Raw genomic sequence first — 17,773 nt, 5'->3', positions numbered from 1 at the left:
CCGTTCAAAAACAAGTGGGGTATTTCCCGAACATTGACGTGCTTTTGTTAATTTTTACACCCGTTTTTCTATTAATTATTTTTACATCTTTCTCGTATCGCTTTACTATCGTTACACGCTTTACAGCTTGCTTGCAAGTTATTCCAATCTAATCTTTTGTTCCAATCTTTTTTAACTGAAATAATGTGATCAGTCATAGTAGCTTCTCCGCCACACATAGCACAAACATAATCGTTTTGCAACAGCACTTGCTTACTTGTCTCTCTCCACAACTTAGAGTTATAAAACTGCTTAACTCGCTTATCGTACTTCCAGCGATTACGATTGTAATCACGATACTCTGCTGATCTATCATCGTAGTCCACTGTTGTACGCCTACCTCCAGCAATAGTTAGCTTCTGCGGCCTCATACCCTGACCTCACCAGTTAGCCTATTAATATAATGAACTAATGTTGTGGATGGAATAGTGTAATCATTATCAACGTATATATTACTTACTTCTTTTTCTCGTTGTGGTTTGCTATACGGATACTTATTTGGTCTCATTTTAATCCTCCATAATAAAAAGCCACCACAATGTGATGACTAGCACAGGAACAGTCGGAATCGAACCGACTTACAACCGTTGTCCCCACTAACCACAAGCAAGGTTGCGACCCTTAGTATCGACTTGCGGTTAATCAATCGACTTAGCACTGGTACGCATTGTTAAGAGGCATTGCTAAGTCTTAATTATTAACACCGAACCCAGATTGCGTATTTTCCTCAAGGGCACGCCAATGTCGAATAAGGGTGTTAACTCACGGCGGACATTGCAAAGTTCCGTGATTCTTTTTACTTTGATTACATCCCGCAATGTCACAGTGTGTAATCTCTGGGTAATTGAGACGGCAGGAGTCGAACCTGCAAAACCATTTAAATCGTCTCAGCCTTTCCACTTGCCTTTTGGCTGCAAAATAACAAGTTCGACGGTAGTTAAAGTTGGCGACTAAATAAATAGTCAGTGGTTAAAAGGTTATCTCTTCTTGTTATTTTGCTATGCTACTATATTAACACTGTAATTAGTATTATGTAGTATCAATTTGTATCTAATTAGTATTTTTTAGTATCAATTCTAGACTTTCCTTGCCTCTTCTGACAAACATAAAGTATTTATTACGATTGCCTATGTTTAAGCGTTCTCTGGCTCTCTCATAGTCTCCATCACAGTCGAGATAAGTCGTGAGTAAAACATGGCTCTCACAAATTCCCATGCTTTGCACAATCAAATTAGCCATCTCTTGCCGGCGGTCTTTTAAACGCTCAATCTGATCACTATAATAGCTGACCATGTGCAGCATCTTTATGTTTTTGTCTTCCTGTGATTGTTTGACCCCACCAGATACCTTCATATCGGACCATTGAGGAGACTTAACGAGCGACCGACTCATTAGGTTGGCGTCTCTTTCAAGGGTCTCTATGAGATGTGGGATAGTCTTTAATTCTTCCAAAAAATTATTAGCTTTTGGTGTCGGAATGTTGCCCATCTAACTCTCCATTCATGATATAATATTGTTGGGTATTTAATCATGAAGGCGTTCTGCATGGACGTCTTTTTGTTTTGTGGAGAAAAGCCCTCTCTTCCGTTTTTTATTTTGACACAGGCGCACATCGATTCATGATTTATTGCCACCCTTCGCTTCTGAAAATCTTAAATGCACTGCGAACCCCAGCTAAAGCATGTGGTTTCTTTGCTATATGCAACAACACATAATCACCTATTTCTTCTTCGCTAGCACCTAGCTGTTTCATGGACTTCACAATGCTTCTGATTCTGGTTTTGTCCCTGCTCATTCCGGCACCTCTTTCGCAAATCCTTCTCGCCAAGCCCACTCGAAATCTTTGCGGATTTCGGATTCGGTGAGTCGTGCATTTTCGGTCGTTAGATTTTGACTAAAATACAAAGTGTTTTTCCCGCGTACTAAAGGTTGACCGTTTGGTAAGTCAACGATGTACAACTTCTCTTTTTCGACTGTGTAGCCGAATAAAATTACGGTAATAAATTTATAAGCGTTTTCAGTCGTCCACTTTGACAATTCATCACTTATAGAAAAATCATAGGTAGTAATACCTTCGCCAAACCTAAAAATGTCATAAATGGCTCTGAAAACAAAGTCGGCTTTAGATTCTTCGTCCCGCTTACCATACATTTGTTTATGTTCTTCAATCCAATCCGAAACAAATTTCGGCACCTCTGGTTTTGATTGGTCGAGTTTAATTTGACAAACAATTGGTATGATTGCTTTTTTTGACCCTGCTGGGGATAATCCATATAAGTCAAGCTCTCTTATCTTTTTAATCGCTTCTTCAATGTTCATTTGTTACCTCATCACTTATTTTTTTAGCTATTTTATCAACGTCACCGACGCCGTGAATGATATAATCGTAAGCACTGTCAACCAAGCTATCATCCGCAGATAAAGCGTAATAACTTCGATAGCATACATTATACGAAGTTATACGTATTAAGATTTTGGCGTGTATTTAATATTGTTATTCCACTGTCTATGTCTTTTCATAGGCCCATCTCCCAAGCTTTAGCTAATGCGTTCATGCGTTTGATTTTTTTGACAAGCTTAACATCACCATAATTTTTAAACATCCACTTTTCGTAAATCTCGTCATCCTCGTCTGTCTTTTTTTGCTTAAGGCGGTAAGACTGCTTGATTAACGTAATCATTTCTTGTGTCGTATATATCTGCTGGAACCAGTCCAATACATTTGGCGGTGGCAATCTATTAAGATTTTTATAGTATTTGACAGATTTATAGACTCTGTCAGCTTCTTCCTGATCTGTGATGATAATGTTGTCGTCCAAAAACGCTTTAATTGACGGCTCCATTTGTTTGTAAAAATCATCTACTAGCGTCATTGACTATTTTTAAGGCATCTTCCACTGATCGAGCCACTCCTACCAGCGCTCCTCTAGATGCCATGACCTCCATAAATTTTTTTTGCTCAGGTCTTACTCGACCCGTTTCGTTTTTTACTTCGATAAAAAATATTTGGCCATCTGATTTAAATCCAAACAAGTCGCAAAATCCTTTTGGTAGACCTGTATCAAAAAATCTGCCGTCTGCTGTGCGTACTTTACCAACGTTAGCTCTAAAAACCATATGGCCCGCTTTTGATAGAGCAACACGGATTTGGTTTTGGATTAGTGATTCTGTTGTCATACCATCACATACCTTTTTGTATCGATAATTTTTCTTAGCGATTTTACACTAAAAGCAAATACCCAATTCAATTCGTTTTTGTCTTTAGGTTTAAAACCAGCAAGCAGCATAGCTCCTTTGAATTGACCGTTTGTAACATAAAAACCATTTTTACGGTATTCAAATTTATGCTTTAATCCATAAGAGGTATGCCCATTTTTATAAGTTTTGGTTTTTTCTAACTGCTTACACCAGTGCAGTAATTTTTCTTGTTTGTCTTTACTTAGTTCTAAAAAGCCTTTAGGATGATCACTACGATAAAAATGCTCTTTAGCTTCTTTGTTAGTGATGTTCCCAATTAACCAGTCGTGATAGTAAATCGATTCAGAAGGAATCGGAAGATCTTCGTAATCTTTTAAAATGTCGTACATATTTTCTCCTTTTTTATTTTGTTCCTACCAATGTTCCACCATGGTGGAACACGCCAATCCCTTATGAATCAAGGGATTAGACCGCTTTTGTTCCATGTTCAGCCATTTTTTGCTTCTCTCTATATATATTTATATTATTTATTTTTTTATTAATATTAAGAAAAAGATGGAACATGGAACAAAATCCTATTAAACCCAGTAATATCAAGGGGTTCCGCTGTTCCAGGTCATGGAACAAAGATGGAACATTTATATAATCTTCACATAAGATTGCATACTTCCATTAGCATCTTTTTCATTATTCCAAGGAAAATGGCCATATTCTGTTGGTATTTCGTCAGATGGGAAGAATTTTCCTACAACTCTAGATTTTTTCTTAACCCAACCATCAGGGATATTGGTTGACAATTCATTTTCGAAAGTTGATTGCTTAAGTGGTGTGTGCCCATTGTCTTTGCACCACTCTTTATACAACCACCATAAGAATCTAGTAGGGAGCACGGTAGAAGTGAAACGCTCAAACCAATCATCTATAAAAGCAAGTATCGTGTTGTTGTCTCGCTTAAAAGCATGCATCCTTTCTTGTGTCGCTTTCGGCTCACTAAACCTATCAAAATCTAAATTGATAGCTTTCCATAAAACGTATTCAAGGACCTCTTTTCTGTTGATATAATCGTCTTTAATAGCCCAATTATCTTCTGCTGAAGAAAATGTCTTTTTAAACGGGATAATGATAATACGGCGATAAGTACCATTTGATTTATTTTTAAATGATGGCATCCCGTTTGTTGATTGTATGACGGTTTTTTTAAATATCGCCAAGTAAGGATTCTCACCTTTTTTCTCAATGCTTACAGGCTCTCCAGTAACGACAGAGTTAAAGTTACTACTTTCGTCAACATATATACCAGCTTGGACATCGTCTCCGACAATTACTGTTTTTCCTTCAATGATCGCCAATCCAAAACGCTCTGAAAATTGATTTAATTTAAGGGGTGCAACATTTTTAAATCCGACTAGATTGCTAATCATCTGTTGAAAAGTCCCTTTACCATCGTTACCATTTCCAACAAACCAAATAGATTTACGATATGAATAATTACCGTTTAAGGATGCCGCCACGACTTGCCATAATAGCTGGACGAGGTCTTTGTCTCCGCTCATTAAATCAAGTAGCCATGCTTCCACATCCCAACCGTCAATAGTTGGGAGGGGAGCATTTGGAATTAGTTCTGTTTCAATGGTGCTAAAATTAATAAATCTATGGTCAAAAGGTAATAATTCACGTTTATATTTGTCGTAGATGCCATTTTTTACCAAAACATACCGTCTCACGTCTTGGTATTCTGGTTCAAAATCTGTTGATCCGTATTTTCTATCCATGCTGGCTAACATAAACAACACGTTACGGCATTTTGTCTCGTTAAAAGTACGCTGCAAAATATGGATTAATTTATAAGCGTACTTATAATCTTTAATGTAATAGCCTTGTTCCGGGTCATAGATAGCTACTTTCCCATTTTCCAAGGCGATGACGTGTAAATATTTATTGATTCCGATAGCAACTGCTAACTCAGACAAGTTTTTAACATCTTTCCCAGCTTCCTCAAGCCACTCTCTTCGATATGCTATCAATTTGGATTTAATAGCAGACCATGTTTTAGGTTTACCTGGTTCAATGCCAGATTCCTCATTTAATTTTTCTCTGTAAAATTCAAAGTCCACTTCTCCTCCTCAATTCTTTGTCACACATGCTCTTAAAGGTTCTTTCAAACTCCTTATCGTTCAAAGGGCAAGCAGTTTTATGGTTAGCCATTTTAGCTAATGTGTAAGCTATTTCAACATCCACATTTCTTAGTAATAATCCACCGACAAACTCAGCGAGACTGTTGTTTCTGCCGCCTGTATCACCAAAACCAAGGACAATCGTCTCAAATAATTTAGCTGTTTTATTGCTACCTTGGTAATCTCCAGATGTAAAACTACTGGCATCGTATTCATAGGCAGGCTTTAATTCTTGCAATACAGTTATCAACTCAAGAGGCGCTTCGGTCATCTCACCAGAAATTGGAGAGTGTATTTTATCCCACTCGTACATGCCTTTGGCGTTATTTGACGGTGGTACCAGCACATAATTGTTAACATGGGCCTTCAAATCAACGCCATCAATAAAACCGATATTTTGCGCCATGGAAACACCTTTTGGTTTTTTTAGGTAGATATGCCGTCCGCCGCTAAGTGTGGTTGCTTGCAAGGTTTTTGGTATCAACCTTGCATGCTCCCATTCCCTCAAATTTTTCAGACCGTCGACGTCGTTATGGACATCAATATCTATGACAAAAAATGTATCTGTTTTTAAGGCGATATTTGCGTCAGGATTATCTTTCCACATAAGACGTAGCTCATGTTCGGTAAATGCCGGCTTATCTGCAAAAGCGACCAGAGGTTTTTTGCCATCCTTTGAAATCGGAATAACCGAAAATCCCTTTTGTTGATAATAGATTGCGTAATCTATCATCCCTTTCATAATTAGAATGGAAGATCATCTTCTTTAAATTCTTCCACAGGGTTAACCATCGCAGGAATGTCGGATTTCTCAATACGTTTCACGTTTAAATTATTGTAAGTATTACCGTTATATTCTGACGTTTCGTTTTTAACGGTAATTTTAAGGCATTTATTGAGCAATTGATTTAAGTAATCATCTAAAGATTTAAACTTAGTACCGTCTGGGATGCCTGCCTGTTTTGCAAGATTCATAATCGCCTCAACTGGATATTTCCCATCTTCTTTTTTAGCAAAAATACGGTGGAAGATAATGTTGTTTTGGAATTCTTGCTGGAAATCTTTGCGAATTCTGAAGTGGATGTTGATAAAGTCTGCACCGTTTTTTGTTGCGTCTTGGACGGCTTTTTCAATAAAAGTTTCATAAGTGCCGTCTGTGATTGAGGCGAATTCTTTAGCTTGTGAGTAGTCGATTTCAAACATATTGTGTTTCTCCTTTTAATATAAAATTCCTAGTTTTTTAGCAATGTGATACTGCCATCCTGGCTTGTATCCATGTTGTTTTCGATATTCGGTTAGTTCGTCCATCGTCCGACACAAATCCGGAGATTGATAGGTGCTAACCCTATTTCTTAGTTTTAGTTGTTTTTGTTCAGATATTTCTTGTAATTCAGCTTCTTTGATTTCTTCAATTTCACGCTTGGTTAACTCATTCTCGTGTCCGCATTCCGGACAGATACGAGTATCGGACCAATACGTGGCATAACAGTCATCACAAACCCGTGTGGTAGGCTCACCAACCTTAGCGGACTGTTTCTTTTTTACCTCCCCATCTAAACGCCATTCTCTATCCATGTTAGGTAAACCAAAACGCTCCACATTGCCAACGTGATCAATAATAATGGCTGTTTTCCCATCTCTAGGATTTAATGGCCGCATAGCAAATTGTAAATATAGTGATAATGACTGTGTTGGTCTCAACATGATACAAACATCGACATTTGGCAAGTCAATGCCTTCTGTAAATAATTCACAGTTAACTATGATTTTAAGGTTGCCATCACGAAAAGCATTCATAGCCTTCTCTCGTTCATTTTTAGGTGTTTTACCGCTGACTGCTTGTGATTGATACCCTGCTTGGTTAAAGGTATCGGAAATAAGCTGAGAAGCCTCTACGCTATGAGCGTATACAATAGCTTGCTTTCCTTTAGCTAATTTTTCGTAGTGTTTAATAACATCACCATAGATTACTGATTTCATGGATTGGTCAACAGAATCCTTTGTAAATTCTCCGCCTCGCTTTTTTAGCGCAGAATTATCAATCATTGATGGAGCATAGTATTTAAAGTTAGCTATATTTCCGTGCTCTTGTAGCCATTTGACAGATTTACCGACTACCAAATCGTCAGCAATATCATCAAATCCATCTCCATTTAACCTGACTGGTGTCCCTGTGAACATCAATACATAAGCATTTTTAAAATGGTCGATGATTTTTAAGTAAGACTTGGCTTTACTGTGATGAGCCTCATCAATCAAGATAACTTCTGGTTGAGGTAGACTATTTAGCTTCCTGACGAGCGATTGCACGCCACCAATCGTTAAAAGATTTGGTTTAACTCCGTTCACCGAAAATGTTTTTTCAACCTGTTCATTGATTTCTTTGCGATGGCTAAAAAACAATACTCTGTTTCCTTTGTCAGTTGCACTTTTTGCGATATGAGCCATTACCACCGTTTTTCCACTTCTAGGGGGCGACTGGACGATTATCCGTTTATTTCCAGTCGCTAATGACCTCCTGATGTTTGTTAGTAATTCTTCTTGGTAATCACGTAGTTTCAAATAATTCCTCCACTTTACATCCTTTGCGATCATCTAAACGATTTTTAGCATAAACACTAGCTGATGGTTGTAAAATAAAACCTCTCACTTCTTCCCCGTCGTCTGTAGTTTTTTTGACTAATCTAGCTACAACATCTGTAAGTCCAAGGAAGTTGTTTAATATTTTTGTCCTGATGTCTGGCATTGCTCTGTTATAAATCATTCCGTTTTCGTCGGTCCATTGATCAGAGGTTTCCCAAGCTAAAAATACAATGCGTTTATTTAATTGCAGCAGCGCTCGCAGACTATCTAAAATAGTAAAGTCAACTCGTTGATAATCGGCTTGACTTGGCACACGATGATTTTTACCCTCACGCCCAAGATTCGCCAGGCAAGCCCTAAATAACTCGGAGACATTATCTATAACGATGTTGTTATAATCATTTGCTGCTCCATTTAGTAACTCTTTTACTGTGTCTAGCCACTCTTCCCAAATTTTATGCGTATCTATATCCGCAATATCAATATTTTCATTCCCTCTAAGGACTTTTGCCGACTTATCAATATTGATTACAATAGTTTTGCCGGGTAAATATTTTACAGTTGATGTTTTTCCGAAACCTGGATTACCATAAATCAAATAACAACTGTCGTTATTCTTTATCTCTGTTGCTTTAGTAATTTTCATCATCCACCTCCACCATCTCTGTTAACGCAGTGTCATAATCAACCATTTTTCTGATTGCCTGTTCCTTTTCCTTAAACATTTCATCAACGATTGGTGTATCAAACATTGGCTCATAGTCTTTAATGATAAAATTAATGGCTTCTTCGATACGTTGATTAATTTCTTTGCTAAGTTTTCCATCTTTAATTTGGATAGTTACGTTAGATACACCGCCATAGCGATCATTGTAATCTGGTGCGATAATCATTTTTTTATGTTTGTTAATGTAAATTCTCAATCGTAAGCCCTCGCTTTCCATGTTATTTGCGGATCTGGTTCCTCACAATAAGGACATTCTAGCTCTTTGTCAGATGAGATGTTAGACCATTTTTTGCCACAGTTTTCGCAGTAATATTCAAAGTTATACATTAATCTCCTTCCATGATTTCTAGGTTATCGAGGGAAAACCTAATCATTCTTTCAATAATCCTTCTCATCGGAATACCTGTTTCTGTCGAGATTTCTTTGATTTGGGCGTGTAAATCAATCCCCACAAAAAATGGTAATGTTGCAGTATTTTCTTTTTCTTTTTTTAAAGTTAATTTTTCCATGATTTCAATTCTTTCCTATCAATCTCATCAAGCTTAGCAATGCATTTATCTAGTGCGCTTTGTAGGATATAGCCCTCATCAATAATGATGTCTAATAAATTAGCCTTAGCAACCGCGTGATTCAATTCGCTAAATTCCCTATTAAGACGAGTATTTTCGTCTCGTAAAAATTCGTTATCGTTAATTAGTTGTTGCTCGAATCCTAATAGATACCCAACAGGTACGTCAAAATAATCTGCTAGGGCTTGGGCTTTATCTGGTTTGATTTGGCTTTCGCCGTTTTCTATTTTCTGATACCCTCGGCGACTCATATTCAAAAACTCAGACATATCTTGCTGAGTCAAGCCTTTTTCTTTGCGTAACTCTTTTAATCTGTTCATCCCCTATGTCTCCTACGCGTATCCTGCTGTCTTTGAAAAAACAGTCCATTCTCCACGTTTGCTATGTCCACAAGCATAGATGGTGCCTGATAGTGCGTTGGTAACAATAACATACAAACAGCTACCCGCTGGGATTCTGTCTTTATATTTGTCGTACATTTCTGCTAAGACAGGCGTTTCGCAATTGTGGAACGTTTCCAGCTGGACGAGGTTACCCATCATAATATCTCCGTATAGTAAATTGCCGACTTCCACAAGTAGTTTCTTATCTCCATCTACTACACTTCCCAAAACCACTGGATTATACCCACATGGAATGCCTACACCTTTTATTTCTTCATTCATACTCTTTCCTCCTACCAAACCTGCTCATCACGCATTTTTTGCAATTGGTTATATCTACGTGCACCAGCTTCCCAGCCGTTGTTTTCAATTGTCCATTTTGGTTCTTCTTCTTTTTTTGGTTTTGTGAAAATAAAGTTAAATAATTCTTTCATTTTGTAATTTTCTCCATTCTTCAAATTTTTTAACCTTTGTCGAACGACCACCAACCTTGTCAATGTACTTACGGTAATTTCTGTCTTTATACATTTTTCTAAGCAATCGTTGCGTTTGGTCAAATGACTTCCCGATAAATTCAGCTAAATCGTTATCATTCATCCATAATTCTTCATAAGGTACTTCAATACCGCTTTTTAATTTCGCTAGCATATTGTTTCCTTTCGTGGTATAATTAAGTAAATATTTTTTCTTTTTAGTCCGATTCCCGTCGGACTTTTTTGTTATTTAAATTCGTCTAGGCTGACACCTAAAGCGTCAGAAATTTTGACCATGTTGGGCCACGACAAATTTTTTATTTTTCCGCTTTTTAAGTCACTAAAATGACTTTTGTTAACTCCAGAAAGTTTCGCTAGTTGATACATAGTCATACCTCTTTCTGATAAGATTTTTGATAATTTACCCCACATTATTCACTCACCAAAACACAATATATAGTTGTTAATAAGTTATCCACAACTATAAGTTGTGCTTTCCTTTCTATTTTTGATATAATTTATTTGAATATGACCTCTCAATGTTGTATTCAAAAATTATGGAAAGGAGGAGGACTAATGTCTGATAGCTTGTTCAAATATGAAATAATCAATCTTTTAGATTTTGCGGCAACAAAAACTAACAATGAACTAATTATCGAAACTTCTTGGGGGCGCTACTGTGGTAGAATGTTTACAGAGGAAGACAGTGATACAGGTATGTTGTTAGACGCTTTCTTCGATGGTTTCGAAGAAAATCGTAAATCTATCAAAGATGAAAGTAATCCCACAGCGATTTGGCTTGTTGATGTCACGCATATTTCTTCAGGAAATGTAACTTCTAATTTACCTTTCGTCTGCTTATTTATCGATCAAATTCTAGGCGTCTCAATGGGAACTCTCTCTAAAAATAATGATTAGATTTGTTAATTATCTTTGAGTCTATTGTTCAATCAATAGACTCCTTTTTCTTTGGCTAGTTGCACTTTTGAAATTTCGTTTGCTAAATTCTCAATATCGATTTCTTCAACATTGATAGTTATTTTTCTGCTATCTAGCTCAATTTTTGTCTTTGCGTTTTTAGAATGGATAATTAATTTATTTTTTTGATACGGATATCGCTTTGGTCTCATGTGTCTCCTTTCTGTTGTATAATTTAGTTATCCTATTAGGAAGGAGGATAACTAAATGACTTTAGAAGAATTAACTCCTCTATTGAATAGTATTGATGATTTTGAAACTGTTATTTTGCATAGTCTCGTTGGAGACTTTGTTATTGATCATTGGATTGAGCCTAATCGCAAAAATGAAACTCTCATTTTCATGCACAATGATCAAACAACAGAATTAAAATTATCAGCTATTCTCGGAACTTCCACTATCCCTAAGTCCCTCTAGCAAATTGCGGACTTTTTCGGAACGTTTGCCTGCATATTTTGATTTTCCGATTCTCCAATTTAGTAGGCGATGTTCCTCTTCTGATAAGTAACCTGCTCTTTGTAGTAGGTTATTTGCTACTTTCCATGGAATCACTACAGCCACTTCATCCATGTTGATTACCATTTCTTCGAGTTCGTTTATTTTATTTTCTAGTTCGTTCATGCGTTTCCTTTCTATCTGTTTAGTTCCTCCTACCGTGCTATAATAAAGCTATCATTACGGAAAGGAGGATAAGTTATGAATATTAGTCTGTTTTTTAAACTGTTAACCGCTGATATTTTTCATAAACCAGTTAAAATCAAAAATAAAGAAATGGTTGATTATGCACTTAGAATGAATTACGTTCAATATATCGTGGAAGGATATAGAGATAATCTAGAACCTATAATTAAAAAAGATAGATATTCTCTAGAATTAGAAGGTAAAAAAGCACTCTATGCGTTACAGATTCAATTTATAACGTGGTTAATTTCAATCTTAGCTTTAGTAATAAGTGTGTTAGCTTACTTAAAAAAATAAGGCATAAAGCGCAATTGCTATTGTGATTAAATTGATAGTGATTTGTGCTTTTTGTGTTTTTGTGAATTTTCTTTCTTCCATGTTGTTCCTTTCTAGTTTTGTGTTAGTTTATTCGATACACGGTTAAACCGTGTTTTGTTGGTAAAAAAATAATATCAGAGTAATTGACATCGTATAGTTTTTCAATTTTATTTATTTCAATAGCATCCGGAAATGTTTTTTCATTTTCCCAATTGCTTAATTTCGAAACTGAAATTCTTAGTTTTTTAGCTGCTGTTTCTTGGTTCCAATTCTTTGAAACTCTAAGCATTTTTAATGTCATTTTCGTCATTCTCCCACCCCCTTTCTGTGGTATAATTGAAATAAAATGATTGGAGAAAATTTGTGGAAAATTTTCTAAACTTACTATCTTACTTTTTTTATCATGTTATTGAATATTTAATAAAAAACTGGATGGCTTTAATAGCTTTATGTTTATCATACTCAAATTATCGAAGTAATAACTTACCAGTTGAATTGATAGTGACTCCTGAGACCGATTGGGTTTTATCAATTGTTTTAGATAATGGCGAAAGCATATATAACCCAAATGGAACATTAAGAGCGAATATTAAAATTATTAACCCTTCAAATGTTGATGCAAGCTATTTTGATTTAATTGTTTTTGACAAAAAAAGAAAATACCAGCATTATTATCAAAAGCAAAACAATATAATTAACGATTTAACAGATAGAGAGGCCATAGCTGCAATACTAGCTGACGGGAACACAATTCTTGTGGAAGTCCCAGAGGCAGACTATGGAGTATTAAAAGCTCACAGCATGACAAGGATGGATTTAATAATACAAACCTCTGAAATTACAGATAAACTCTTTGTTGCTTTTAAAGTAGCTAAGAGGAAAAAGTTATTTAAAACTAATAAATCGGGATATGTTAATTCACCTTATCAATCATTCTCTGCGTCATTTCCTGTGGAATTATCAAAAAAACCGCACTACGAGGATATCCTAGAAGATTTGCATGAATGAGAGCTAATTCTTTTGTGTGAAATATTTTAGAAGAACCTAATACTCCATATTTTATTTTCTCCATTTTCTCTTCCTCCTTTCCACTCCCTTTTGGGAGTTTTTATTTTGTAATAAACCAAGCGATCAGCCAAGTGATACCACCTAGTACCAACAGCGCTGGTAATACGCCACCTTCAAATTCAATGCTTGTTTTTTCTTTGCCATCACGACTAGTAAACGTGTGTTCTAAATCGCCTAGCATTAGTTTTTTCCAATTCATTTTGTGCCTCCTAAAAATGTTATAATCAACTTATCCTAGTGGAAAGGAGGATAAGCTAATGAAAATTTCTAATTCAAAAGATTTAGCTCTCGCTATTGTCGCTTCTTCTAGCCCTACTTTGTCTATCAAAGATAAAATCAAACTTTACGAAGACTCTGTGGAAGCTATTAAGCAATATAATTTACCTTTCGTTGAAGCCGAAAAGCAAGAACAAATCAATAATGGTAAAGTTATAGCCGAAGCTCTTGAGCGTGGCGAGTCATTGTTTGGATAAATAGTCGCCAATTTCGAGGAACCCTTTAGCAAGCTCGCACCTTGTTAAGGGGTCTTCTTCGTTTACGAAATCTCGCAAAATTTGCATGTGCATATCTTTTAGCACTCCGATAAACGTTTCATTTCGTTCACTCATAACCTCTCCTTTCATTCTTGCGGAGATACAGCCAATATGCTAAACTAAACTTACCCCGTTAGGGGAGAGGGCTGAGAAACCCTCTTGTTATTGTCACCACTCGATTGAGTAGTGAATTCTAAGCTTAAACCAAAGAATGTGAATTTCCAACTCGACTTCTTTGTGTTTAGGCTTTTTGTTTAGCCTAGATTTCATTAGCTGTACCTCCTTTCGTTTTGCTTAATTCCTTAAGCTTGATTATAGTTTAACACGGTTTAACCGTGTTGTCAACACAAAAACGTTATTTTTTTCATTTTTTAAAATATTTTTTGACAAAAACACGGTTTTTCCGTTATAATATAATCAGAAATGAGGTGTCGTTATGAGTGGTTCACTCGGTAATAAAAAAATAATGGCTTCAAATATAAGAAGACATTTAGATAAGAAAAATATTAATCCTAAAGAATTTTCAAAAGTAATGGGTTTTAAATATAGTACAGTATTAGACTGGGTGAACGCTAAGACTTATCCAAGGATTGACAAAATTGAATTAATGGCTAATTATTTCGGGGTGGAAAAATCTGATTTAGTAGAGGCGTATTCTCACAAGAGCGTTTCTTCTCCATCTAATATCGTCGCTCTATTAGACAAAAAACTCAAAGAACCTCGTCACAGTGATTGGATAAAGCATGGTGAAAATCTTTTATCCGAACAAACTAAAGAAGAGCAAAAAAACAAGAAAATCATTCATTTATTCCCCTACAACTACTACGACCATGCTGCTTCTGCTGGTACAGGTCAGTATCTAAATGACGTACAAGTAGAAACAATTGAGTTGCCAATCGATTATGACGCTGATTTTGTTATACCTGTTTATGGCGATTCCATGGAACCAGAGTATCACTCAGGAGACTATGTATTTGTCAAACTATCCGTAGAGCTATCAGACGGCGATATAGGCGTGTTTGAGTACTACGGTGACGCTTATATCAAACAGTTGCTTATAAACGCTGAGGGGGCATTTCTGCATAGTTTGAACAGCAAATATGAGGATATACCGATAGATAGAGATAGTGACTTTAGAATTATTGGCGAAGTCGTTGGAAGTTATTCGGAAAACAAAGGTCACTACTAACTTAGAAGCGTTCATTGGCAAGGAGTTAATAATGAGTATTTTTAATTTTTGGAAGCCGAAACAAAAACCTTTTGAATGCCAACCGAAAAAGGATGATGCATTCGATGACGCTAACTTAATTTATAAAACTGTTACTGGTATCGTAGGTATGAAATATAGAAAAAAGAATGCCAGAAAAGCATTGAATTTATTAGAACTCAATGACGGTGAAACAGATGATGTCGAGTTGATGAGAGAACCAACGAATCCACACGATCACCTTGCTATAAAAGTCTATCTCTTTGGTATTTTTGTCGGGTATATCCCACGAAGAGAAATGCGGGAATTAAGAAGAATAATACAAAAAGAAAATATTATTATCAAAGCAACCGCAATGGTAGGATTCCCAATAGATGAAAATGAGTTTGACTTTGCTTTATTTATAAAAATTTATTCAAAATAAAAAAAGCCCCACGCTCTCAAAGTTTGGCGACTCTGAGCGTAGGGCGAATCAAGTACAAGAAATCAGGCATTAAAAAGCCCTTTTTCTCGTACCTATTTTAACAGAAAAAGAGGTATAAAACAAATGTGGATTGAAGAATTATTAAATGGAAAATTTAAATTTATCGAACGTTATACAGATCCTTTGACAAAAAAATACAAAAAGGTATCTGTCACATTAGATAAGAATTCAAGCCAAGCTCAAAAAAAAGCAAATCTAATCTTGCAAGAAAAGATTGAAGATAGACTTGCTATTCGCGATCATTCTGAGATGACCTATGGTGAATTAAAGCGTGAATATTTAAACCAATGGATACCAACAGTCAAAGACTCTACAAAGCGTGGTTATTTAGTCTCAGACAGTCATATCGCAACCGTATTGCCAGATGATACAATTATCAGCAAGTTGACTAAACGTGACATTAGACAACTTATTGACAACTTATTAAAAAACCATTCGTACCATGTTACACATAAATGTAGAAAAAGATTACACGCTATTTTGTCTTACGCAATCCAAATGGACTATTTAACAAGCAATCCGACAGATAATGTTTTAGTACCTAAGCCAAAAGAGGAATATATGCCTGAAAAGGTACTTTATTTAACATCTAATGAAGTTTATGACCTCTGTGGTAGAATGATAGCCAACAATGAGCAAAAGCTCGCAGACATCGTTTTATTGATGTTTCTGACTGGTGTAAGGTATGGCGAACTGGCTTGCTTGACTTATGATAAGATTGATTTTGAAAATAAAGAAATTCTGATCAACTCAACTTACGATTTTCACACTAGAAAAATCACGACTACTAAGACCAAAAAATCAACTCGCAAAATTTCCGTATCTGATAACATTTTAGAAATCATCAATCGACAAAATAAAGTGAGTGAATTTATTTTTCCAAATTCAAAAGGTTTACCAATTTTAAACGCATACATCAATAAGCGCCTGAAAATTTATGGTGACTATCATACTCACTTATTCAGACACTCACACATTTCGTTTTTAGCCGAAAAAGGAATACCACTAAAAGCGATTATGGACAGAGTTGGCCATTCAGACCCCAACACAACATTATCAATTTACAGTCATACAACTGTAAATATGAAAGAATTGATTAATAATCAAACTGCCCCTTTTGTGCCCCTCGAATTAGATTGAACACTATAAAAAGCCTTTAAATAAAGGCTTTTAGTGTTATTTCAAATGACCCCTGCCGGAATCGAACCAGCAACTACTCCTTAGGAGGGAGTTGTTATATCCATTGAACTAAGGGGTCAAGCATCTAGATTACAGAAACTATTGTAACCTAGAACATGGGTGAATGCAAGATTTTACCGTTAGTCTTTTTGACTTTTACGGTATTTTTCCATTTTCTTTTTAAAGAGTTCACCATTTGAAGGAGGTGTAATCGTAATAGCATTTGCTCCTGCTTCAATGACTTCTCGGACTGTCTCTTCTGTAGGTCCACCAGTAGCCATTATGGGAAAGTTAGGAAAGGTTTTTCGAATTTTTCTGACAATTGCAGCTGTCTCTGGACCGCCGCTAACATTTAAAATATCAACACCCGCTTCTATTCTTTCTTTGATCTCAGTTTGTAGGGAGACAACAGTATAAATAATGGGAATATCAATCATTTGTTCAATACTTCGAATTGTTTCCACCTTTGTTGGGCCATTAACAACAACCGCCATAGCACCTTATGATTCAGAAAAAAGACTCATGTTAGCGGCTCGAAATCCTGTAGTCAATCCTCCATCAACCCCTGCTAATACTGGAACAGAAGCAACAAGCATAATACTTTTGATGATTGATGGATTGGGTGTAAATGGATAAACTGCCAAAACAGCATCCGCATTATTGTTAGCAATGATAGACACATCTGTACTAAATAAGATAGATTTAATGGTACGACCATAAATATTAATACCTGAACACTCTTTAATCATATCAGGCATTTTGATGATTTCTTGCCTTAAAATCCGACATTACTGTTGGGGCTTCTAGCTGTTTAGTCACCATAGCATTCTCCTCAATAAACATTTCTATGCTTAATTGTAACACAGACTTGTCTTAAAAATTAAAAACAATAAATTTTTTTAGATTGCTTTAGATCACTCTAATTAAAGCTGGACTGAAGTCTCAACAAAAAGAAACACCCACTTGAAATCAACTGTTTCTTAGTTGTACCCATTCTCAATGGAATCCGAGCTAAAATCTCGAAAAATGAAAAACTACCGAGTGACTTGGGCTTTTCTAAATATAAAAAAGACTCCACTGTGGGAGTCTTCAAATCCTGTATTTGAATAAATTGAACCCGGGCTGAAATCTCGGAAAAAAGAAAAACTGCCGTGTGACGTAGTCACTTTGACAGTTTCC

The 17,773-nt window shown here is 36.0% G+C and carries 29 protein-coding genes, 1 tRNA gene and 2 pseudogenes; 8 read left to right on the top strand and 24 right to left on the bottom strand.

Going from position 1 to position 17,773, the window contains the following annotated elements; all coding sequences use genetic code 11:
- Window positions 1-71: 71 nt before the first annotated feature.
- The 19 genes and pseudogenes from STRIC_RS01925 to STRIC_RS01840 all read right to left on the bottom strand — a co-directional run bounded on the left by STRIC_RS01925 (window position 72) and on the right by STRIC_RS01840 (window position 10,578).
- Complete coding sequence (locus STRIC_RS01925; RefSeq protein WP_040831818.1) at window positions 72-410, bottom strand: HNH endonuclease; 339 nt, start codon at window positions 408-410, stop codon at window positions 72-74.
- 679 nt (window positions 411-1,089) lie between these two features.
- Window positions 1,090-1,527: a DUF1492 domain-containing protein gene (locus STRIC_RS01920; RefSeq protein WP_008087404.1), complete on the bottom strand. Its 438-nt coding sequence runs from the start codon at window positions 1,525-1,527 to the stop codon at window positions 1,090-1,092.
- Window positions 1,528-1,830: 303 nt separating this feature from the next.
- On the bottom strand, window positions 1,831-2,358 hold the full coding sequence (locus tag STRIC_RS01915) for a DUF1642 domain-containing protein (protein ID WP_008087486.1): 528 nt from the start codon (window positions 2,356-2,358) through the stop codon (window positions 1,831-1,833).
- A gap of 197 nt (window positions 2,359-2,555) precedes the next feature.
- The gene (locus STRIC_RS01910; protein WP_040831816.1) at window positions 2,556-2,912 is read right to left on the bottom strand and encodes a hypothetical protein; all 357 of its coding nucleotides are present in this window, start codon (window positions 2,910-2,912) and stop codon (window positions 2,556-2,558) included.
- Window positions 2,896-3,216: a VRR-NUC domain-containing protein gene (locus STRIC_RS01905; protein WP_008087533.1), complete on the bottom strand. Its 321-nt coding sequence runs from the start codon at window positions 3,214-3,216 to the stop codon at window positions 2,896-2,898. The genes STRIC_RS01910 and STRIC_RS01905 overlap by 17 nt, the downstream gene beginning before the upstream one ends.
- Window positions 3,213-3,626, bottom strand: a complete 414-nt coding sequence (locus tag STRIC_RS01900; protein WP_008087509.1) for a hypothetical protein — start codon at window positions 3,624-3,626, stop codon at window positions 3,213-3,215. The genes STRIC_RS01905 and STRIC_RS01900 overlap by 4 nt, the downstream gene beginning before the upstream one ends.
- A 249-nt stretch (window positions 3,627-3,875) precedes the next feature.
- Entirely contained in the window at window positions 3,876-5,351 is a 1,476-nt protein-coding gene (locus STRIC_RS01895) for a phage/plasmid primase, P4 family (RefSeq protein WP_008087435.1), read from the bottom strand.
- Window positions 5,341-6,153: a bifunctional DNA primase/polymerase gene (locus tag STRIC_RS01890; RefSeq protein WP_008087462.1), complete on the bottom strand. Its 813-nt coding sequence runs from the start codon at window positions 6,151-6,153 to the stop codon at window positions 5,341-5,343. Before STRIC_RS01890 ends, STRIC_RS01895 begins: the two co-directional genes overlap by 11 nt.
- Window positions 6,154-6,155: 2 nt before the next feature.
- Window positions 6,156-6,614 carry a DUF669 domain-containing protein gene (locus tag STRIC_RS01885; protein ID WP_008087517.1) on the bottom strand — a complete coding sequence of 153 codons (459 nt, stop codon included), beginning with the start codon at window positions 6,612-6,614 and terminating at the stop codon, window positions 6,156-6,158.
- Between the two features lie 15 nt (window positions 6,615-6,629).
- A complete protein-coding gene (locus STRIC_RS01880; protein WP_008087525.1) occupies window positions 6,630-7,973 on the bottom strand; it encodes a DEAD/DEAH box helicase in 1,344 nt (447 codons plus the stop codon).
- Window positions 7,960-8,640 carry an AAA family ATPase gene (locus STRIC_RS01875; RefSeq protein ID WP_008087484.1) on the bottom strand — a complete coding sequence of 227 codons (681 nt, stop codon included), beginning with the start codon at window positions 8,638-8,640 and terminating at the stop codon, window positions 7,960-7,962. Before STRIC_RS01875 ends, STRIC_RS01880 begins: the two co-directional genes overlap by 14 nt.
- Window positions 8,627-8,938 (bottom strand): hypothetical protein, encoded by a 312-nt coding sequence (locus tag STRIC_RS01870; RefSeq protein WP_040831808.1) that lies wholly within the window; start codon window positions 8,936-8,938, stop codon window positions 8,627-8,629. Before STRIC_RS01870 ends, STRIC_RS01875 begins: the two co-directional genes overlap by 14 nt.
- A 109-nt stretch (window positions 8,939-9,047) precedes the next feature.
- Window positions 9,048-9,230, bottom strand: coding sequence for a hypothetical protein (locus tag STRIC_RS01865; RefSeq protein WP_008087492.1), 183 nt, complete (start codon window positions 9,228-9,230; stop codon window positions 9,048-9,050).
- Window positions 9,218-9,415 (bottom strand): hypothetical protein, encoded by a 198-nt coding sequence (locus STRIC_RS12945; RefSeq protein WP_040831829.1) that lies wholly within the window; start codon window positions 9,413-9,415, stop codon window positions 9,218-9,220. Before STRIC_RS12945 ends, STRIC_RS01865 begins: the two co-directional genes overlap by 13 nt.
- A gap of 18 nt (window positions 9,416-9,433) precedes the next feature.
- Window positions 9,434-9,610 (bottom strand): annotated as a pseudogene (locus STRIC_RS12940) (helix-turn-helix domain-containing protein); the annotation flags it as partial.
- A 12-nt stretch (window positions 9,611-9,622) separates the two neighbouring features.
- On the bottom strand, window positions 9,623-9,955 hold the full coding sequence (locus STRIC_RS01850) for a hypothetical protein (RefSeq protein WP_040831805.1): 333 nt from the start codon (window positions 9,953-9,955) through the stop codon (window positions 9,623-9,625).
- Between the two features lie 11 nt (window positions 9,956-9,966).
- Entirely contained in the window at window positions 9,967-10,107 is a 141-nt protein-coding gene (locus STRIC_RS12345) for a hypothetical protein (protein WP_008087481.1), read from the bottom strand.
- Window positions 10,091-10,321: a hypothetical protein gene (locus STRIC_RS01845; protein ID WP_008087531.1), complete on the bottom strand. Its 231-nt coding sequence runs from the start codon at window positions 10,319-10,321 to the stop codon at window positions 10,091-10,093. Before STRIC_RS01845 ends, STRIC_RS12345 begins: the two co-directional genes overlap by 17 nt.
- 71 nt (window positions 10,322-10,392) lie before the next feature.
- Window positions 10,393-10,578, bottom strand: coding sequence for a helix-turn-helix domain-containing protein (locus STRIC_RS01840; RefSeq protein ID WP_008087494.1), 186 nt, complete (start codon window positions 10,576-10,578; stop codon window positions 10,393-10,395).
- 144 nt (window positions 10,579-10,722) lie between these two features.
- On the opposite strand from STRIC_RS01840, the gene STRIC_RS01835 reads away from it, so the two are divergent.
- Window positions 10,723-11,064, top strand: coding sequence for a hypothetical protein (locus STRIC_RS01835; RefSeq protein ID WP_008087422.1), 342 nt, complete (start codon window positions 10,723-10,725; stop codon window positions 11,062-11,064).
- Window positions 11,065-11,096: 32 nt separating this feature from the next.
- On the opposite strand, the gene STRIC_RS01830 is transcribed toward STRIC_RS01835, so the two are convergent.
- Entirely contained in the window at window positions 11,097-11,276 is a 180-nt protein-coding gene (locus STRIC_RS01830; protein WP_008087473.1) for a hypothetical protein, read from the bottom strand.
- Between the two features lie 55 nt (window positions 11,277-11,331).
- On the opposite strand from STRIC_RS01830, the gene STRIC_RS01825 reads away from it, so the two are divergent.
- Together STRIC_RS01825 and STRIC_RS01815 are read left to right on the top strand one after the other, a co-directional pair.
- Complete coding sequence (locus STRIC_RS01825) at window positions 11,332-11,541, top strand: hypothetical protein (RefSeq protein ID WP_008087475.1); 210 nt, start codon at window positions 11,332-11,334, stop codon at window positions 11,539-11,541.
- A gap of 279 nt (window positions 11,542-11,820) precedes the next feature.
- Window positions 11,821-12,102 carry a hypothetical protein gene (locus tag STRIC_RS01815; RefSeq protein WP_008087455.1) on the top strand — a complete coding sequence of 94 codons (282 nt, stop codon included), beginning with the start codon at window positions 11,821-11,823 and terminating at the stop codon, window positions 12,100-12,102.
- A gap of 103 nt (window positions 12,103-12,205) precedes the next feature.
- Here STRIC_RS01815 and STRIC_RS01810 read toward each other — a convergent pair whose 3' ends face one another.
- Window positions 12,206-12,424, bottom strand: coding sequence for a helix-turn-helix domain-containing protein (locus STRIC_RS01810; RefSeq protein ID WP_008087501.1), 219 nt, complete (start codon window positions 12,422-12,424; stop codon window positions 12,206-12,208).
- Between the two features lie 62 nt (window positions 12,425-12,486).
- Here STRIC_RS01810 and STRIC_RS01805 point away from each other — a divergent pair, with 62 nt between their 5' ends.
- Window positions 12,487-13,131 carry a hypothetical protein gene (locus tag STRIC_RS01805; RefSeq protein ID WP_008087463.1) on the top strand — a complete coding sequence of 215 codons (645 nt, stop codon included), beginning with the start codon at window positions 12,487-12,489 and terminating at the stop codon, window positions 13,129-13,131.
- Between the two features lie 100 nt (window positions 13,132-13,231).
- Here the strand turns inward: STRIC_RS01805 and STRIC_RS12340 are convergent, their stop codons facing one another.
- Window positions 13,232-13,390, bottom strand: a complete 159-nt coding sequence (locus tag STRIC_RS12340; RefSeq protein ID WP_008087431.1) for a hypothetical protein — start codon at window positions 13,388-13,390, stop codon at window positions 13,232-13,234.
- Window positions 13,391-13,448: 58 nt separating this feature from the next.
- Here STRIC_RS12340 and STRIC_RS01800 point away from each other — a divergent pair, with 58 nt between their 5' ends.
- The 4 genes from STRIC_RS01800 to STRIC_RS01785 all read left to right on the top strand — a co-directional run bounded on the left by STRIC_RS01800 (window position 13,449) and on the right by STRIC_RS01785 (window position 16,555).
- Window positions 13,449-13,664 (top strand): hypothetical protein, encoded by a 216-nt coding sequence (locus tag STRIC_RS01800; protein ID WP_008087450.1) that lies wholly within the window; start codon window positions 13,449-13,451, stop codon window positions 13,662-13,664.
- A gap of 496 nt (window positions 13,665-14,160) precedes the next feature.
- Entirely contained in the window at window positions 14,161-14,913 is a 753-nt protein-coding gene (locus tag STRIC_RS01795; protein ID WP_008087410.1) for a LexA family transcriptional regulator, read from the top strand.
- 31 nt (window positions 14,914-14,944) lie between these two features.
- Window positions 14,945-15,355, top strand: a complete 411-nt coding sequence (locus tag STRIC_RS01790) for an HIRAN domain-containing protein (protein ID WP_008087469.1) — start codon at window positions 14,945-14,947, stop codon at window positions 15,353-15,355.
- A gap of 123 nt (window positions 15,356-15,478) precedes the next feature.
- Window positions 15,479-16,555, top strand: a complete 1,077-nt coding sequence (locus tag STRIC_RS01785) for a tyrosine-type recombinase/integrase (RefSeq protein ID WP_008087493.1) — start codon at window positions 15,479-15,481, stop codon at window positions 16,553-16,555.
- A gap of 46 nt (window positions 16,556-16,601) precedes the next feature.
- Here STRIC_RS01785 and STRIC_RS01780 read toward each other — a convergent pair.
- Together STRIC_RS01780 and STRIC_RS01775 are read right to left on the bottom strand one after the other, a co-directional pair.
- Window positions 16,602-16,673: transfer RNA gene (locus STRIC_RS01780), tRNA-Arg, on the bottom strand.
- Between the two features lie 61 nt (window positions 16,674-16,734).
- Window positions 16,735-17,416: pseudogene (locus STRIC_RS01775) on the bottom strand (hydrolase).
- Window positions 17,417-17,773: the final 357 nt, after the last annotated feature.

Origin of the sequence: Streptococcus ictaluri 707-05 (genome assembly GCF_000188015.2) — a bacterium.
GTDB classification, from domain to species: Bacteria; Bacillota; Bacilli; order Lactobacillales; family Streptococcaceae; genus Streptococcus; species Streptococcus ictaluri.
This window is presented reverse-complemented; position numbering and strand designations above follow the sequence as displayed.

Excerpts from the sequence above, each read along its gene's own strand:
- STRIC_RS01925 (WP_040831818.1), bottom strand. The coding sequence starts at position 410 with ATGAGGCCGCAGAAGCTAACTATTGCTGGAGGTAGGCGTACAACAGTG.
- STRIC_RS01920 (WP_008087404.1), bottom strand. The coding sequence starts at position 1,527 with ATGGGCAACATTCCGACACCAAAAGCTAATAATTTTTTGGAAGAATTA.
- STRIC_RS01915 (WP_008087486.1), bottom strand. The coding sequence starts at position 2,358 with ATGAACATTGAAGAAGCGATTAAAAAGATAAGAGAGCTTGACTTATAT.
- STRIC_RS01910 (WP_040831816.1), bottom strand. The coding sequence starts at position 2,912 with ATGACGCTAGTAGATGATTTTTACAAACAAATGGAGCCGTCAATTAAA.
- STRIC_RS01905 (WP_008087533.1), bottom strand. The coding sequence starts at position 3,216 with ATGACAACAGAATCACTAATCCAAAACCAAATCCGTGTTGCTCTATCA.
- STRIC_RS01900 (WP_008087509.1), bottom strand. The coding sequence starts at position 3,626 with ATGTACGACATTTTAAAAGATTACGAAGATCTTCCGATTCCTTCTGAA.
- STRIC_RS01890 (WP_008087462.1), bottom strand. The coding sequence starts at position 6,153 with ATGAAAGGGATGATAGATTACGCAATCTATTATCAACAAAAGGGATTT.
- STRIC_RS01885 (WP_008087517.1), bottom strand. The coding sequence starts at position 6,614 with ATGTTTGAAATCGACTACTCACAAGCTAAAGAATTCGCCTCAATCACA.
- STRIC_RS01875 (WP_008087484.1), bottom strand. The coding sequence starts at position 8,640 with ATGAAAATTACTAAAGCAACAGAGATAAAGAATAACGACAGTTGTTAT.
- STRIC_RS01870 (WP_040831808.1), bottom strand. The coding sequence starts at position 8,938 with ATGGAAAGCGAGGGCTTACGATTGAGAATTTACATTAACAAACATAAA.
- STRIC_RS01865 (WP_008087492.1), bottom strand. The coding sequence starts at position 9,230 with ATGGAAAAATTAACTTTAAAAAAAGAAAAAGAAAATACTGCAACATTA.
- STRIC_RS01850 (WP_040831805.1), bottom strand. The coding sequence starts at position 9,955 with ATGAATGAAGAAATAAAAGGTGTAGGCATTCCATGTGGGTATAATCCA.
- STRIC_RS12345 (WP_008087481.1), bottom strand. The coding sequence starts at position 10,107 with ATGAAAGAATTATTTAACTTTATTTTCACAAAACCAAAAAAAGAAGAA.
- STRIC_RS01845 (WP_008087531.1), bottom strand. The coding sequence starts at position 10,321 with ATGCTAGCGAAATTAAAAAGCGGTATTGAAGTACCTTATGAAGAATTA.
- STRIC_RS01840 (WP_008087494.1), bottom strand. The coding sequence starts at position 10,578 with ATGTGGGGTAAATTATCAAAAATCTTATCAGAAAGAGGTATGACTATG.
- STRIC_RS01835 (WP_008087422.1), top strand. The coding sequence starts at position 10,723 with ATGTCTGATAGCTTGTTCAAATATGAAATAATCAATCTTTTAGATTTT.
- STRIC_RS01830 (WP_008087473.1), bottom strand. The coding sequence starts at position 11,276 with ATGAGACCAAAGCGATATCCGTATCAAAAAAATAAATTAATTATCCAT.
- STRIC_RS01825 (WP_008087475.1), top strand. The coding sequence starts at position 11,332 with ATGACTTTAGAAGAATTAACTCCTCTATTGAATAGTATTGATGATTTT.
- STRIC_RS01815 (WP_008087455.1), top strand. The coding sequence starts at position 11,821 with ATGAATATTAGTCTGTTTTTTAAACTGTTAACCGCTGATATTTTTCAT.
- STRIC_RS01810 (WP_008087501.1), bottom strand. The coding sequence starts at position 12,424 with ATGACATTAAAAATGCTTAGAGTTTCAAAGAATTGGAACCAAGAAACA.
- STRIC_RS12340 (WP_008087431.1), bottom strand. The coding sequence starts at position 13,390 with ATGAATTGGAAAAAACTAATGCTAGGCGATTTAGAACACACGTTTACT.
- STRIC_RS01800 (WP_008087450.1), top strand. The coding sequence starts at position 13,449 with ATGAAAATTTCTAATTCAAAAGATTTAGCTCTCGCTATTGTCGCTTCT.
- STRIC_RS01795 (WP_008087410.1), top strand. The coding sequence starts at position 14,161 with ATGAGTGGTTCACTCGGTAATAAAAAAATAATGGCTTCAAATATAAGA.
- STRIC_RS01790 (WP_008087469.1), top strand. The coding sequence starts at position 14,945 with ATGAGTATTTTTAATTTTTGGAAGCCGAAACAAAAACCTTTTGAATGC.
- STRIC_RS01785 (WP_008087493.1), top strand. The coding sequence starts at position 15,479 with ATGTGGATTGAAGAATTATTAAATGGAAAATTTAAATTTATCGAACGT.